The sequence below is a fragment of the Pseudomonas baetica genome (assembly GCF_051216495.1).
GTDB classification, from domain to species: domain Bacteria; phylum Pseudomonadota; class Gammaproteobacteria; order Pseudomonadales; family Pseudomonadaceae; genus Aquipseudomonas; species Aquipseudomonas baetica_B.
Genome location: NZ_JBPKAM010000133.1, coordinates 1 through 14,273, shown reverse-complemented (window position 1 = coordinate 14,273; position 14,273 = coordinate 1). Strand labels below are relative to the sequence as shown.

At 60.8% G+C, this 14,273-nt stretch carries 13 protein-coding genes; 9 read left to right on the top strand and 4 right to left on the bottom strand.

Features of this window, described 5'->3' with window-relative positions; translation table 11 throughout:
* Positions 1–109: 109 nt before the first annotated feature.
* A complete protein-coding gene (gene rpiA / locus ACSFE6_RS28350; RefSeq protein ID WP_435430698.1) occupies positions 110–784 on the bottom strand; it encodes a ribose-5-phosphate isomerase RpiA in 675 nt (224 codons plus the stop codon).
* Positions 785–1,053: 269 nt separating this feature from the next.
* Between rpiA and ilvA the strand changes: the two genes are divergently transcribed.
* Entirely contained in the window at positions 1,054–2,568 is a 1,515-nt protein-coding gene (gene ilvA / locus ACSFE6_RS28345) for a threonine ammonia-lyase, biosynthetic (protein WP_435430697.1), read from the top strand.
* 39 nt (positions 2,569–2,607) lie between these two features.
* Entirely contained in the window at positions 2,608–3,033 is a 426-nt protein-coding gene (locus tag ACSFE6_RS28340; protein ID WP_435430696.1) for a DUF2269 domain-containing protein, read from the top strand.
* 111 nt (positions 3,034–3,144) lie between these two features.
* Here ACSFE6_RS28340 and ACSFE6_RS28335 read toward each other — a convergent pair whose 3' ends face one another.
* Complete coding sequence (locus ACSFE6_RS28335; RefSeq protein WP_435430695.1) at positions 3,145–3,801, bottom strand: HAD family hydrolase; 657 nt, start codon at positions 3,799–3,801, stop codon at positions 3,145–3,147.
* Positions 3,802–3,944: 143 nt separating this feature from the next.
* Between ACSFE6_RS28335 and ACSFE6_RS28330 the strand changes: the two genes are divergently transcribed.
* On the top strand, positions 3,945–4,424 hold the full coding sequence (locus ACSFE6_RS28330) for an RNA pyrophosphohydrolase (protein WP_007897732.1): 480 nt from the start codon (positions 3,945–3,947) through the stop codon (positions 4,422–4,424).
* A 22-nt stretch (positions 4,425–4,446) separates the two neighbouring features.
* Positions 4,447–6,726, top strand: a complete 2,280-nt coding sequence (ptsP, locus tag ACSFE6_RS28325; protein WP_435430694.1) for a phosphoenolpyruvate--protein phosphotransferase — start codon at positions 4,447–4,449, stop codon at positions 6,724–6,726.
* A gap of 132 nt (positions 6,727–6,858) precedes the next feature.
* Here the strand turns inward: ptsP and ACSFE6_RS28320 are convergent, their stop codons facing one another.
* On the bottom strand, positions 6,859–7,605 hold the full coding sequence (locus tag ACSFE6_RS28320; RefSeq protein ID WP_435430693.1) for an NRDE family protein: 747 nt from the start codon (positions 7,603–7,605) through the stop codon (positions 6,859–6,861).
* Positions 7,606–7,736: 131 nt separating this feature from the next.
* Between ACSFE6_RS28320 and ACSFE6_RS28315 the strand changes: the two genes are divergently transcribed.
* The 3 genes from ACSFE6_RS28315 (at position 7,737) to ACSFE6_RS28305 (ending at position 10,448) form a co-directional block, all read left to right on the top strand.
* On the top strand, positions 7,737–8,519 hold the full coding sequence (locus ACSFE6_RS28315) for a sulfite exporter TauE/SafE family protein (protein ID WP_435430692.1): 783 nt from the start codon (positions 7,737–7,739) through the stop codon (positions 8,517–8,519).
* A 96-nt stretch (positions 8,520–8,615) separates the two neighbouring features.
* Positions 8,616–9,428 carry a prolipoprotein diacylglyceryl transferase gene (lgt, locus tag ACSFE6_RS28310; RefSeq protein ID WP_435430691.1) on the top strand — a complete coding sequence of 271 codons (813 nt, stop codon included), beginning with the start codon at positions 8,616–8,618 and terminating at the stop codon, positions 9,426–9,428.
* Between the two features lie 48 nt (positions 9,429–9,476).
* A complete protein-coding gene (locus tag ACSFE6_RS28305) occupies positions 9,477–10,448 on the top strand; it encodes a thymidylate synthase (protein WP_435430690.1) in 972 nt (323 codons plus the stop codon).
* 92 nt (positions 10,449–10,540) lie between these two features.
* Here the strand turns inward: ACSFE6_RS28305 and cadR are convergent, their stop codons facing one another.
* Positions 10,541–10,990: a Cd(II)/Pb(II)-responsive transcriptional regulator gene (gene cadR / locus ACSFE6_RS28300; protein WP_008048280.1), complete on the bottom strand. Its 450-nt coding sequence runs from the start codon at positions 10,988–10,990 to the stop codon at positions 10,541–10,543.
* 86 nt (positions 10,991–11,076) lie between these two features.
* On the opposite strand from cadR, the gene ACSFE6_RS28295 reads away from it, so the two are divergent.
* Both ACSFE6_RS28295 and ACSFE6_RS28290 read left to right on the top strand, forming a co-directional pair.
* A complete protein-coding gene (locus tag ACSFE6_RS28295; protein ID WP_435430689.1) occupies positions 11,077–13,323 on the top strand; it encodes a heavy metal translocating P-type ATPase in 2,247 nt (748 codons plus the stop codon).
* Positions 13,324–13,339: 16 nt separating this feature from the next.
* A complete protein-coding gene (locus ACSFE6_RS28290) occupies positions 13,340–14,203 on the top strand; it encodes a LysR family transcriptional regulator (RefSeq protein ID WP_435430699.1) in 864 nt (287 codons plus the stop codon).
* Positions 14,204–14,273 lie beyond the last annotated feature (70 nt).

Here is a 14,273-nt window from a genome sequence, read left to right as displayed (position 1 = left end):
CCCCCCCCCCCCCCCCCCCCCCCCCCCCCCCCCCCCCCCCCCCCCCCCCCCCCCCCCCCCCCCCCCCCCCCCCCCCCCCCCCCCCCACAGGTTTGTTGGTGTGCCTGATTTACTCGGCGCGCAGGGTTTTTACGCCCTCACTGGTCCCCAGCAACAGCAGGTCCGCCGGACGCGCCGCGAACAAGCCATTGGTCACCACGCCCACGATCGCATTGATCTGCGTCTCCAGCTCCACCGGGTTGGTGATCTGCAGGTTGAACACATCGAGAATGATGTTGCCGTTATCGGTCACTACGCCTTCACGGTAGACCGGATCGCCGCCCAGTTTCACCAGTTGACGGGCCACGTGGCTGCGGGCCATCGGGATCACTTCCACCGGCAGCGGGAAATTGCCAAGGACCGGTACCAGTTTGCTGGCGTCGGCGATGCAGATGAAGGTCTGGGCCACGGCGGCGACGATCTTCTCGCGGGTCAAGGCTGCGCCGCCGCCCTTGATCAGGTTCAGGTGCTCGTCGCTTTCATCGGCACCGTCGACGTAGAACTCCAGATTGCTGACGGTGTTGAGCTCATACACCGGAATCCCGTGGCCTTTCAGGCGCGCGGCGGTGGCTTCGGAGCTGGCGACCGCGCCATCGAAGGCACCCTTGTGCTTGGCCAGGGCATCGATGAAGCAGTTGGCGGTGGAGCCGGTGCCGACCCCGACGATGCTCTTGTCGTCGAGTTTCGGAAGGATGAAATCGACGGCGGCCTGGGCCACTGCCTGTTTGAGTTGATCCTGGGTCATGCGGGCTCCGAGGTGCCGAAGAGGGGGAAAGAAAGGCCGGCATTATAGGCTTCGGATTGGGGAAGGTCATTGCCCGATTGGCGGGATGCAACCGATACCTGTAGGAGCGAGCATGCTCGCGATGGTCGTAAACGATTACGCTGGATACCTGACACCCAGCGGTGTCCCCGGGTTCATCGCGAGCATGCTCGCTCCTACAGGGTGGTCGCATGAGCAAAAGCCGGGTTAGACTCCGTGGTCCTGCCCAACCTGCTCAGTGATGCTTTCCGATGCTTGAACAGTACGTCAAAAAGATCCTCACCTCGCGCGTTTATGACGTTGCCGTAGAAACCCCGTTGCAGACTGCTCGCCAGCTCTCCGAGCGGCTGGGCAACGAGATTTGGCTCAAGCGTGAAGACTTGCAGCCGGTGTTCTCGTTCAAGATTCGCGGGGCTTACAACAAGCTGACCCAATTGAGCGATGAAGAGCGCGCCCGTGGCGTGGTCACGGCTTCAGCGGGCAATCATGCGCAAGGCCTGGCCCTGGCGGCGAAAGTATTGGGCGTGAAAGCAACCATCGTCATGCCCAAGACCACCCCCGAGATCAAGGTTGAAGGCGTGCGTTCGCGCGGCGGTAAAGTGGTGCTGCACGGCGATTCATTCCCGGAAGCCCTGGCCTATTCGCTGAAACTGGTCGACGAAAAAGGCTACGTTTACATTCACCCCTATGACGATCCACACACCATTGCCGGGCAGGGCACGGTGGCCATGGAGATTCTGCGCCAGCATCCGGGGCGCCTGGATGCGATTTTCGTCCCGGTAGGCGGTGGCGGACTGATCGCCGGCATCGCGGCGTACGTCAAATACCTGCGTCCGGACATCAAGATCATCGGTGTCGAGCCGGACGACTCCAATTGCCTGCAAGCCGCCATGGCCGCGGGTGAGCGCGTGGTACTGCCGACCGTGGGTATCTTTGCCGATGGTGTGGCGGTGGCCCAGATCGGTCAGCACACCTTTGATATCTGCAAGGACCATGTCGACGAAGTCATCACCGTCAGCACCGACGAGATCTGCGCGGCGATCAAGGATATCTACGACGATACCCGCTCGATCACCGAACCTGCCGGTGCTTTGGGCGTGGCCGGGATCAAGAAGTACGTCGAGCAGCGCGGTGTCACCGGGCACACCTTCGTCGCTATCGATTCCGGTGCCAACGTCAACTTCGACCGCTTGCGCCATGTGGCCGAGCGCGCTGAACTGGGCGAGGGCCGTGAAGCCATCATCGCCGTGACCATCCCGGAGAAGCCAGGCAGCTTCAAGGCGTTCTGCGAAGCCATCGGCAAGCGCCAGATTACCGAATTCAATTACCGCTACAACACCGGCAGCGAAGCGCACATCTTCGTCGGCGTGCAGACGCACCCGGACACCGACCCGCGCAGCGCATTGATCGCCAGCCTCGGCGAACAAGGCTTCCCGGTGGTCGACCTGACGGACAACGAACTGGCCAAGCTGCACATCCGCCACATGGTCGGTGGTCGCGCGGCGCATGTGGTGGATGAAGTGATCCTGCGCTTCGAATTCCCGGAGCGTCCGGGGGCGTTGTTCAACTTCCTAAACAAGCTGGGTGGGCGCTGGAACATCTCGATGTTCCACTATCGCAACCATGGAGCGGCGGATGGCCGTGTGGTCGCGGGCCTGCAGGTGCCGCATGAAGAGCGTCATCTGGTGCCGGCGGCGCTGGAAGAAATCGGTTACCCGTACTGGGATGAAAGCGACAACCCGGCCTATCAGCTGTTTCTTGGCTGAACGGCTACGCTGATGGGCAAGGCATAAGGAAATCGAACCATGGAAACGTTAACGGCCCTGAAAGCAGCACACATGGTGGCGACGGTGCTGGTGCTGTTGTGTGCGCTGGGCCTGGGGATTTGGGTCTGGCGGACGCGGCGTAAAGGCGACGCAACGGCAGCCAGTCGCACCCTGCAAGGGCCGCGTGTATTCGTCTGGCTATTGATGGGGCTGGCGTTGCTGAGCATGCCATTCACCGGTTGGTGGATGGTGCATCTGGTGGGCTGGCCGCTGGGCCAGACCTGGTTGCTGGCCTCGAGCGTGCTCTACACCGTGGCGGCGCTGGCGTGGTTCTGGTTGCTGGTGCGATTGAACAAGGCGCGCAAGACGCCGGGTGGCGTGGGCAGGTTTACCTTCGCGTTGGCGTTGTTCAGTTTTGTCTGCTTTGTCGCCATTGCCGGGTTGATGGGCGCCAAGCCGGTTTGATGCCGGAACCGCATCGCTGGCAAGCCAGCTCCCACAGGTTTCTGTTGCGCGGCGCAGATTGCAACCACGCCAGAGATCCCTGTGGGAGCTGGCTTGCCAGCGATGGCGATATCAGTCGCGCAGGCTGATGATCGGCCAGCCACGCTTCTGGGCTTCGGCCCGTAGATTGTGATCCGGATCAACCGCCACCGGATTCGCCACCTGCTCCAGCAACGGCAAGTCATTCATCGAGTCGCTGTAGAAGTAACTGTCCTCCAGGTTGTGCCCGGTCTCTTCCAGCCAACGATTCAAGCGCGTTACCTTGCCCTCACGGAAGCACGGCACGTCGGTGCTGCGCCCGGTGTAGCGGCCGTCCTGCATTTCGCATTCGGTGGCGATCAGGGTGTCGACGCCCAGGCGCTCGGCAATGGGGCCTGTAACGAAGCGGTTGGTGGCGGTGATGATCACCAGTTTGTCGCCCGCGTCGCGGTGTTTGGCCAGCAGTTCGAAGGCCTTGGGCAGCATGAGTTGATCAATGCAGTCGCGCATGAATTCGCTGTGCCATTGGTCCAACGTGGCCATTTCGGTACGGCCCAGTACTTCCAGGCAGAAATTCAGGTAGGCGTCGTTATCCAGTTTGCCTGCCAGGTAATCCTGATAGAACTCGTCGTTGCGTGCCTTGTAGGCCACAGCGTCGAGGAAGCCACGTTCACACAGGTAATCGCCCCAAGCGTGATCGCTGTCACCGCCCAGAAGCGTGTTGTCCAAGTCGAATAAAGCCAGCCGCATTGCAGTTACTCGCTGAAAAGTCTGTAGAAAGGCGTTCAGAATACGGACTTTTCACAAGAGTGCACATAAGGTAGGCCGGTGCGTTGCTGCCTTCACGACCTTTGTGGAACAATGCGGCGACATGCGTTTGCGAGGTTGTTGCCGTGATCGACCCCGATGGTTTCCGTCCTAATGTCGGGATCATTCTGACGAATGATGCCGGCCAGGTGCTGTGGGCTCGCCGTATCAATCAAGATGCCTGGCAGTTTCCTCAAGGTGGGATCAACCCCCAGGAGACGCCGGAAGACGCCTTGTACCGCGAGCTGAACGAAGAAGTGGGGCTGGAGCGCGAAGATGTTGAAATACTCGCCTGCACCCGGGGCTGGTTGCGCTATCGTTTGCCGCAACGTCTGGTCAGGACGCACAGCCAACCGCTGTGCATCGGCCAGAAGCAGAAATGGTTTCTCCTGCGCCTGATCTCCAACGAGCAGCGGGTGCGGATGGATTTGACCGGTAAACCGGAATTCGATGGCTGGCGCTGGGTCAGCTATTGGTATCCGTTGGGCCAGGTGGTGACATTCAAGCGCGAGGTGTATCGACGCGCTCTCAAAGAGCTTGCCCCGCGCCTTTTAGCGCGCGACTGACGACGGAGTTCGACCCCGAGCCATGCTCAATACGCTGCGCAAGATCGTCCAGGAAGTTAACTCCGCCAAGGATCTCAAGGCGGCGTTGGGGATTATTGTGTTGCGCGTCAAAGAGGCCATGGGCAGCCAGGTCTGCTCGGTCTACCTGCTTGACCCCGAAACCAACCGTTTCGTGCTGATGGCCACCGAGGGCTTGAACAAGCGCTCGATCGGCAAGGTCAGCATGGCGCCCAATGAAGGTCTGGTCGGACTGGTCGGCACGCGTGAAGAACCCCTGAACCTCGAAAACGCCGCGGATCACCCGCGCTATCGCTATTTCGCCGAGACCGGCGAAGAGCGCTACGCCTCGTTCCTCGGGGCGCCGATCATTCACCACCGCCGCGTCGTCGGCGTGCTGGTCATTCAACAGAAAGAGCGCCGCCAGTTCGATGAAGGTGAAGAAGCCTTCCTCGTGACCATGAGTGCGCAGCTCGCCGGCGTTATCGCCCATGCCGAGGCCACTGGGTCGATTCGCGGCCTGGGTCGTCAGGGCAAGGGGATTCAGGAAGCCAAGTTCGTCGGCGTACCGGGGTCTCCGGGTGCGGCGGTCGGTACTGCGGTCGTCATGCTGCCGCCGGCTGATCTGGACGTGGTGCCCGACAAGACCATCACCGACATCGATGCCGAGCTTGCGTTGTTCAAGACTGCCATCGAGGGTGTGCGCGCCGATATGCGTACGTTGTCGGCCAAGCTGGCCACGCAGTTGCGCCCGGAAGAGCGCGCCTTGTTCGACGTCTACCTGATGATGCTCGACGACGCGGCACTGGGCAGCGAAGTGACCACCGTGATCAAGACCGGCCAGTGGGCCCAGGGTGCCCTGCGCCAGGTAGTCACCGATCACGTCAACCGCTTTGAGTTGATGGACGACGAGTATCTGCGTGAGCGGGCATCGGACGTCAAGGACCTGGGTCGTCGCCTGCTGGCTTACTTGCAGGAAGAGCGGCAGCAAACCCTGGTTTATCCCGACAACACCATTCTGGTCAGCGAGGAGCTGACGCCGGCCATGCTCGGCGAGGTTCCGGAAAACAAGCTGGTGGGCCTGGTCTCGGTACTCGGTTCCGGCAACTCCCACGTGGCCATTCTGGCGCGCGCCATGGGCATCCCGACAGTGATGGGCTTGGTCGACCTGCCGTATTCCAAGGTCGACGGCATTCAGATGATCGTCGACGGCTATCACGGAGAGGTCTACACCAACCCGAGTGAAGTGCTGAGCAAGCAGTTCGCCGATATCGTCGAGGAAGAAAAGCAACTGGCCCTTGGGCTCGATGCGCTGCGTGATCTGCCGTGCGTCACAGTCGATGGTCACCGCATGCCGTTGTGGGTCAACACCGGCTTGCTGGCGGATGTGGCTCGCGCGCAGAAGCGCGGCGCCGAAGGTGTCGGCCTGTACCGCACCGAAGTGCCATTCATGATTAACCAGCGCTTCCCGAGCGAAAAGGAACAGCTGGCGATCTACCGTGAGCAACTCGCCGCGTTCCATCCGCAACCGGTCACCATGCGTACGCTGGATATTGGTGGCGACAAGGCGCTGTCGTACTTCCCGATCAAGGAGGACAACCCGTTCCTCGGCTGGCGCGGAATTCGCGTCACCCTCGATCACCCGGAAATCTTCCTGGTGCAGACCCGCGCCATGCTCAAGGCCAGCGAAGGCTTGAACAACCTGCGGATCCTGTTGCCGATGATCTCCGGTACTCACGAACTGGAAGAAGCCTTGCACCTGATCCATCGGGCCTGGGGCGAAGTGCGTGACGAAGGCTGTGACGTTCCGATGCCGCCGGTTGGCGTGATGATCGAGATTCCGGCGGCGGTGTACCAGACCAAGGAACTGGCGCGCCAGGTGGATTTCCTGTCGGTCGGTTCCAACGACCTGACCCAGTACTTGCTGGCCGTGGACCGGAACAACCCGCGGGTGGCCGATCTTTACGATTACTTGCACCCGGCGGTGCTCCAGGCCCTGCAAACCGTGGTGCGCGACGCCCATGCCGAAGGCAAGCCGGTGAGTATTTGCGGCGAGATGGCCGGCGATCCGGCGGCAGCGGTGCTGTTGATGGCGATGGGGTTCGACAGCTTGTCGATGAACGCCACCAACTTGCCGAAAGTGAAGTGGATGCTGCGTCAAATCAACCTGAGCAAGGCCAGGGAGATGCTGGCCGAATTGATGACCATCGACAACCCGCAGGTTATTCACAGTTCGCTGCAACTGGCGCTGAAGAATCTTGGATTGGCGCGGATGATCAACCCTGCTTCGGTCAAGCCTCTCTAATACTGCGGCGGCCCCAATCGCGGGCAAGCCCGCTCCCACAGGTTTTCGGGTGAAACACAGATTGTGTGAACACTAAAGATCACTGTGGGAGCGGGCTTGCCCGCGATGAGGCCAGACCAGAACATACAAAAGTTAAAGCCTGACCTCCACTTCCCCAAGATGCCCGCCATAAGGCCCGAAACTCCTTTCGACCATATGCCGTCCACCATCGGCCTGCACAATCAACGCCGTACTCGCCCGGGTCCCGTAGCTCTGGCTGGCGATAAACACACTCGATAGCAATGTCTCCGTTGCCAACCCGACCCCGGTATCCGGCAGATCTGCAAACGGTGCCTGCTGTGCATCGCCCAGCAAGGCCAGCAGTGCCTGGGGTTGCGGATCGTCCAATACCTCACTCAATGCGGCCTTGGCCTTGAGCAATTTTGGCCACGGTGTATCCAGCCCGGCGTTCGACAGTCCATACACGCCCGGTGGCAGCATCACCGCTTCCGATTCCCGGGCATTGAAGTGCCAGAGTTCATGATGATTGCCAATCAACAGATTAAACCCGCCATATTCCGGCGAACGTGCAACAACGTCGGTTAAATAGTCATCAATGGGCAATTCGTCGGTGAGAAAACGCGCCACCAGCTCACCTCGGGACTTGCGTCCTGGGGGGCGGTGGGGATCGCGGATGTTGGTCAGCGCGGCGAATCGCCCATTAGCGCCAACCCCGAGCCAGGTGCCGCCGGCTTCCAGGTCACGACCGGCGTACACCTGCGGCGCTTCGGGCCAAGGCGCCAGCGGCAGGCTGGGGCGGGCATAGAACTCGTCGCGGTTGGCCGCCACGATCAACGGCTGGGCATGACCTGGTCGCCAGGCGAAAACAATCAGGCACATAAGGTGGTCCTTGTGTGTTTTTGCCCACTCTACGCAGTCGTCGTGCGGGTATCCATCGCCATTGGGTGGAGCCCGAGGCCACGCATCCGTTACCATGCCGCTCCGGTTTTGGGGTTGGGTGGGGAAACAGCATGGAATTTCTGCTCTATCTGGCGCTCGGCGCCTGCGCCGGTGTGCTGGCCGGGCTGTTCGGCGTGGGTGGCGGGATCATTATCGTTCCGGTGCTGGTATTCAGTTTCAAGGCGCAAGGTTTCGATCCGTCGATCCTGACCCACCTCGCCGTCGGTACGTCGCTGGCGACAATCATCTTCACGTCGGTCAATGCGGTACGCGAGCACCATCGCCGTGGCGCCGTACGCTGGCCGATTTTCGTGTGGATGACCGTCGGCATCCTGATCGGTGCCGGTTTCGGTGCCCTGACCGCCGAAGCGATCTCCGGACCTAACCTGCAAAAAATCATTGGTGTCTTTGCCCTGGTGATCGCCGCGCAGCTGGCGTTGGACCTCAAGCCCAAGGCCAGCCGAAGCGTGCCGGGGAAAGCCGGCCTGACCGTGGCGGGCAGTGTGATTGGCTGGGCCTCGGCGATTTTCGGGATTGGCGGCGGTTCGCTGACCGTGCCGTTTTTGACCTGGCGCAGCGTGCCGATGCAGCAGGCGGTGGCCACTTCATCGGCCTGCGGCTTGCCGATCGCTTTGGCAAGTGCATTAAGTTTCATGATTCTGGGCTGGCACGATCCGCTGTTGCCGGCCCATAGTCTCGGTTTTGTTTATTTGCCGGCGCTGTTGGGCATCGCCCTGACCAGTATGGTGTTTGCGCGCTTCGGTGCGAGGTTGGCGCATAACTTATCGCCAAAGTTGCTGAAAAGACTGTTTGCCGCTTTGCTGTTCTGCGTTGGTCTGAACTTTCTAGTCTGAAGCATCTGCTCTGACGCGCGGCGCAATACTGGCTTAATCCTGGGGTGACAGCGTCGCCCGGGAATTTGAAGATTTGAACGCTTATAAGGAGTCGCAATGCTGCCTTACCCGCAGATCGACCCGGTGGCCCTGGCCATCGGTCCGCTGAAAATCCACTGGTACGGTCTGATGTACCTGATCGGCATCGGCGGCGCCTGGCTGCTGGCGTCCCGCCGGTTGAACCGCTTCGACCCGACCTGGACCAAGGAGAAACTCTCCGACATGGTGTTCTGGATGTCGATGGGGGTGATTGTCGGCGGACGTCTGGGTTATGTGCTGTTTTATGATCTGCATGCCTACCTGGCCAACCCGACGCTGATTTTCGAAGTGTGGAAAGGCGGGATGTCGTTCCACGGCGGTTTCATCGGCGTGATGCTGGCGGCGCTGTGGTTCGGTAAAAAGAACAACAAGTCGTTCTTCCAGCTGATGGATTTCGTCGCACCGATGGTGCCGATCGGCCTGGGCGCCGGGCGCATCGGCAACTTCATCAATGCCGAGTTGTGGGGCAAGCCGACCGACGTGCCGTGGGCGATGATCTTCCCGCCATTCAGCGACCCGGCGCAATTGCCGCGTCACCCGTCGCAGCTGTACCAGTTTGCGCTGGAAGGCGTGGCGCTGTTCCTGATCCTGTGGCTGTTCTCGCGCAAGCCGCGACCCACCATGGCGGTGTCCGGGATGTTCGCGCTGTTCTATGGCATCTTCCGTTTCATCGTCGAATTCGTCCGCGTGCCGGACGCGCAATTGGGCTATCTGGCCTGGAACTGGCTGACCATGGGGCAGGTGCTGTGCGTACCGATGATCCTGGGTGGTCTGCTCCTGATCTGGCTGGCGTATCGCCGCGCCCCGGCAACACCGGCCGCCGCCGTATAAATTCGAATCCCGCAGCGATAGCTGCGGGTTCAAGGACACAGGTTATTCATGAAGCAATATCTCGAACTGGTCGCCCATGTCATCAAGAACGGCACCAAACAGGCCAACCGCACCGGCGTGAACACCATCAGCTTTCCCGGCGCGATGCTGCGTTACGACCTGCAGGAAGGTTTTCCGGCGATCACCACCCGCAAGATGGCCTTCAAATCGGCCATCGGCGAGATGTGCGGTTTCCTGCGGGGCGTGAACAACGCCGCCGAATTCCGCGCGCTGGGCTGCAAGGTCTGGGACCAGAACGCCAACGAAAACGCCCAGTGGCTGGCCAACCCGTTCCGTCAGGGCGAAGATGACCTCGGTGAAATCTACGGCGTGCAATGGCGCAAATGGCCAGCGTACAAGCAGATCCCGGTCAGCAACCCGGCCGCCATCGAACAGACCCTGAAACAAGGCTACCGCCAGATCGCCGAAGGCGAGGAAGACGGTCAGGCTTACGTGGTGTTGTACAAGGCCATCGATCAGGTTCGCCAGTGCGTCGACACCATCATCAAGGACCCGGGCAGCCGCCGCATCCTGTTCCACGGCTGGAACTGCGCCCAGCTCGATGAAATGGCCCTGCCGCCGTGCCACCTGCTGTACCAGTTCCATCCGAATGTCGAGACCAAAGAGATCTCTCTGACCCTCTACATCCGCTCCAACGACCTGGGCCTGGGCACGCCGTTCAACCTGACCGAAGGCGCAGCATTGCTGAGCCTGATCGGTCGCCTGACCGGTTACACACCGCGTTGGTTTACCTATTTCATCGGCGACGCCCATGTCTATGAAAACCACCTGGACATGCTCAGCGAACAGCTCAAGCGCGAGCCGTTCCCGATGCCGAAGCTGAAAATTTCCGACCGCGTGCCGGAATTCGCCAAGACCGGTGTTTATCAGCCGGAGTGGTTGGAGTTGGTCGAACCGAGTGATTTCTCGCTGGAAGGCTACGAGCACCATGCGCCAATGACCGCACCGATGGCGGTCTGATTCAGGCACCGCTGCGCGGTGATCGCTGGCAAGCCAGCTCCCACAGGGTTTGTGCATAACCTGTGGGAGCTGGCTTGCCAGCGATGGCATCCTCAATGCCCATGACTTCTTCCAACATGCGAATGCTCCACCTCCGTCGCTACAACCCCGCCACTCACCTCTAGCCGCTGCAAAATCCCGCATTGATCAATCCCCGGCCCTTCGCCACAGCGTTGGCGCAGGTCGAGCAGTTGCGTCTGTAACGCCAGCAAGCCATCGATCCGCGCCTTGACGTGGTGGATGTGCTCGTCGATCAGCGCATTGACGCTTTCACACTGGTCCTGGGGGCTGTCGCGAAAGGCCAGCAGGCTGCGGATCTCTTCGAGGGTCATGTCGAGGGTGCGACAGTTGCGGATGAAGGTCAGACGCTCGGCGTGGGCTTGGGTGTAGACGCGATAGTTTCCATCGCTGCGTGCCGGCTCCGGCAGCAGGTTTTCTCGTTCGTAGTAGCGGATGGTTTCCACCGCGCAATCCGTCAGTTTCGCCAGCTCTCCGATCTTCATGTCGACGATCTCCAAAAATGGGTGCTTGACCCTATAGTGGCTACAGGGTCTTTACTTGGCAACAGGCACTTTTATGGACAAAACCCATGAGCGATTCCCTGCACAGCCACAAGCCCGATATCAACAAACTCAAACCCGTGACGCCACATGCACACGGCAGCCATGGTGATGCCTGCTGTTCTTCGAAAGCTGCAGCGCCGGCATTGGTCCGGTTGAACGACGCGCCCACTGCCGACGCGCGGCTGAGCCGTTTCCGCATCGAAGCCATGGACTGCCCGACCGAACAAACGCTGATTCAGAACAAGTTAGGAAAACTGACAGGCGTGCAGCAGCTGGAGTTCAATCTGATTAACAGGGTGCTGGGGGTCACCCATAACCTGGCCAGCACCGCGCCGATCATCGACGCCATCAAATCCCTCGGTATGCAAGCCGAGCCGTTGGAGCAAGGCGCGGAAGCACCGATGCCTGCGCCCGAGAAAAAGCGCTGGTGGCCATTGGCGTTGTCCGGCATCGCTGCGTTGTTGGCCGAAGTGATCCACTTCACCGGCGCCGCACCGAACTGGGTGGTGGCGGTCATCGCACTGATCTCGATTCTCAGCGGTGGTCTGGGCACCTATAAAAAGGGCTGGATCGCCCTGAAGAACCTCAACCTCAATATCAACGCTTTGATGAGCATCGCGGTGACGGGCGCGATCCTGATCGGCCAATGGCCGGAAGCGGCGATGGTGATGTTCCTGTTCACTGTGGCCGAGTTGATCGAGGCGCGCTCGCTGGATCGCGCACGCAATGCGATCAGCGGTCTGATGCAGATGGCGCCGGAGCAGGCCACGGTGCTGCAAGCCGATGGCAGTTGGGCAGAGCAAGACGTGAAAACCATCGACCTTGGCGCGCGGGTGCGGGTGCGTCCCGGCGAACGCATCGGTCTGGACGGTGAGGTCGTGGCGGGCAACTCGACCATCGACCAGGCACCGATCACCGGTGAAAGCCTGCCGGTGGAGAAAACCGTGGGCGACAAGGTGTTCGCCGGCACAATCAATCAGGCCGGTTCCCTGGAATATACCGTCACCGCGGGGGCCAACCATTCGACCCTGGCGCGAATCATCCACGCCGTCGAACAGGCCCAGGGCGCGAGGGCGCCGACCCAGCGCTTCGTTGATCAATTTTCGAAAATCTATACGCCAGCAGTCTTCATCCTTGCACTGGCCGTCGCCGTAATTCCGCCGCTGTTCATGGGCCAATTGTGGTTCGACTGGATTTACCGCGCCCTGGTGCTGTTGGTTGTCGCCTGTCCCTGCGCCTTGGTGATCTCCACGCCAGTGACCATCGTCAGCGGACTCGCGGCGGCGGCGCGCAAGGGCATTCTGGTCAAGGGTGGCGTTTATCTGGAGGGCGGATACAAGCTCGACTATCTGGCCCTGGACAAGACCGGGACCCTCACCCATGGCAAACCGGTTCAAACCGATTACTTGTCACTCGACCCGATAGCCGACGCCACCGCCCCGGCGATTGCGGCAGCGCTGGCCGGACGGTCGGATCATCCAGTGTCGAGGGCCATTGCCAGCGCAGCTGTGGATAAGCAGCAGACGCCGCTGGCTGTGGATAACTTTGAAGCCCTGGGCGGGCGCGGTGTACGTGGCGTGATCAATGGTCAGCTCTACCACTTGGGCAACCATAGATTGGTAGAGGATCTTGGCCTGTGCTCGCCAGCACTGGAAGAGAAGCTGTTTGCACTGGAGAAACAGGGCAAGTCGGTGGTGCTATTGCTCGAACAGTCCGGTCCGTTGGCGTTATTCGCTGTCGCCGATACGGTAAAGACGTCCAGTCGAGAAGCGATCCAGCAACTGCACGAACTGGGCATCAAGACCCTGATGCTGACTGGCGACAACGTGCACACCGCCCAGGCGATTGCCGAACAGGTCGGCATCGATCAGGCCCGGGGTGACCTGTTGCCGACGGACAAACTTCAAGCCATCGAAGACCTTTATGCGCAAGGCCATCGCGTCGGGATGGTCGGCGACGGCATCAACGATGCCCCGGCGCTGGCGCGTTCGGAGATAGGTTTCGCCATGGCGGCCGCTGGCACCGATACCGCCATCGAAACTGCCGATGTCGCCCTGATGGACGACGATCTACGCAAAATTCCGACTTTCGTTCGTCTGTCACGGCAGACCTCGAGCATCCTCAAGCAGAACATTGCCCTGGCATTGGTCATCAAGGCGATCTTTCTTGGGGTAACCTTCGCCGGGCTCGCTACCATGTGGATGGCAGTGTTTGCCGACATGGGCGTGAGCCTGTTGGTGGTGTTCAACGGATTGCGCCTGCTGCGCAAATAGACGAAGAGGGATGGTTGTGCTGAGTGCCGAGCTGAAGGCGTTTTACATGGTTGCCCGCCTGGGCAGCATTACCCTGGCAGCGAAGAAGCTCGGCCTGAGCCAACCCACGGTGACGACTCAGATTCGCAATCTGGAAAGCCAGTACTCCGTGGAGCTTTTCTACCGTGGCGGGCGCCGTCTTAGCGTCAGTGATGAGGGCGCGCGATTGCTGCCGATGGTCAAGGCGCTGTTGCAGCAAGAGGCCGACATCGAGTTTTTCCTGCGCAACAGCGGTCAGGTTCAGGGCACGCTGCGTATCGCTGCCACGGCGCCGTATTACATCCTAGACCTGGTGAAAACCTTCCGCGAGCGCCTGCCTCAGGTGGAAGTGTCGGTGGAAATCGGTAACTCCCAGCAGGTGCTCGAAGCGCTGGAAGAGTATCGGGTCGATGTCGCGGCGTCTTCGCAGTTGCTGGAGGATGCGCGGTTGATTCGGCGGGTGCTCGGCAGTGATCCGTTGGTGCTGGCGGTACATCGCAGCCATCCGCTGGCGGTCCATGACCATGTTCCGCTCAGCGCATTGGCCGGGCATACGTTGTTGATGCGCGAGCCGGGCTCCACCACTCGGCGCATGACCGAAGAGTTGCTGGCCGGCGCCGGGGTGAGTCTCGGCCCCCTGCTGGAGATCGGCAGCCGTGAATCGATCCGCGAAGCGGTGCTGCGCAACATCGGCATCAGCCTCATCGCCCGCCAGGAAGTGCCCCACGATCCACAGCTGCGGGTGCTGACCATCGAGAATGCGCCCTTGTTGCCGGAGTATCTGTACTGTCTCAAGGAGCGCAAAAACGCACGGTTGCCGGCGGCTTTTCTTGGGGTGGCGCAGGAAATGTCGCCGGCCTGAGAATTGCTGTGACTGGTCTGGCCCCTTCGCGAGCAGGCTCGCTCCCACAGTTGACCGCATTCCATTGTGG

Coding starts and splice junctions, on each gene's coding strand:
- ptsP (WP_435430694.1), top strand. CDS start 4,447: ATGCTCAATACGCTGCGCAAGATCGTCCAGGAAGTTAACTCCGCCAAG.
- ilvA (WP_435430697.1), top strand. CDS start 1,054: ATGCTTGAACAGTACGTCAAAAAGATCCTCACCTCGCGCGTTTATGAC.
- lgt (WP_435430691.1), top strand. CDS start 8,616: ATGCTGCCTTACCCGCAGATCGACCCGGTGGCCCTGGCCATCGGTCCG.
- ACSFE6_RS28320 (WP_435430693.1), bottom strand. CDS start 7,605: ATGTGCCTGATTGTTTTCGCCTGGCGACCAGGTCATGCCCAGCCGTTG.
- rpiA (WP_435430698.1), bottom strand. CDS start 784: ATGACCCAGGATCAACTCAAACAGGCAGTGGCCCAGGCCGCCGTCGAT.
- ACSFE6_RS28335 (WP_435430695.1), bottom strand. CDS start 3,801: ATGCGGCTGGCTTTATTCGACTTGGACAACACGCTTCTGGGCGGTGAC.
- ACSFE6_RS28315 (WP_435430692.1), top strand. CDS start 7,737: ATGGAATTTCTGCTCTATCTGGCGCTCGGCGCCTGCGCCGGTGTGCTG.
- ACSFE6_RS28295 (WP_435430689.1), top strand. CDS start 11,077: ATGAGCGATTCCCTGCACAGCCACAAGCCCGATATCAACAAACTCAAA.
- ACSFE6_RS28305 (WP_435430690.1), top strand. CDS start 9,477: ATGAAGCAATATCTCGAACTGGTCGCCCATGTCATCAAGAACGGCACC.
- cadR (WP_008048280.1), bottom strand. CDS start 10,990: ATGAAGATCGGAGAGCTGGCGAAACTGACGGATTGCGCGGTGGAAACC.
- ACSFE6_RS28340 (WP_435430696.1), top strand. CDS start 2,608: ATGGAAACGTTAACGGCCCTGAAAGCAGCACACATGGTGGCGACGGTG.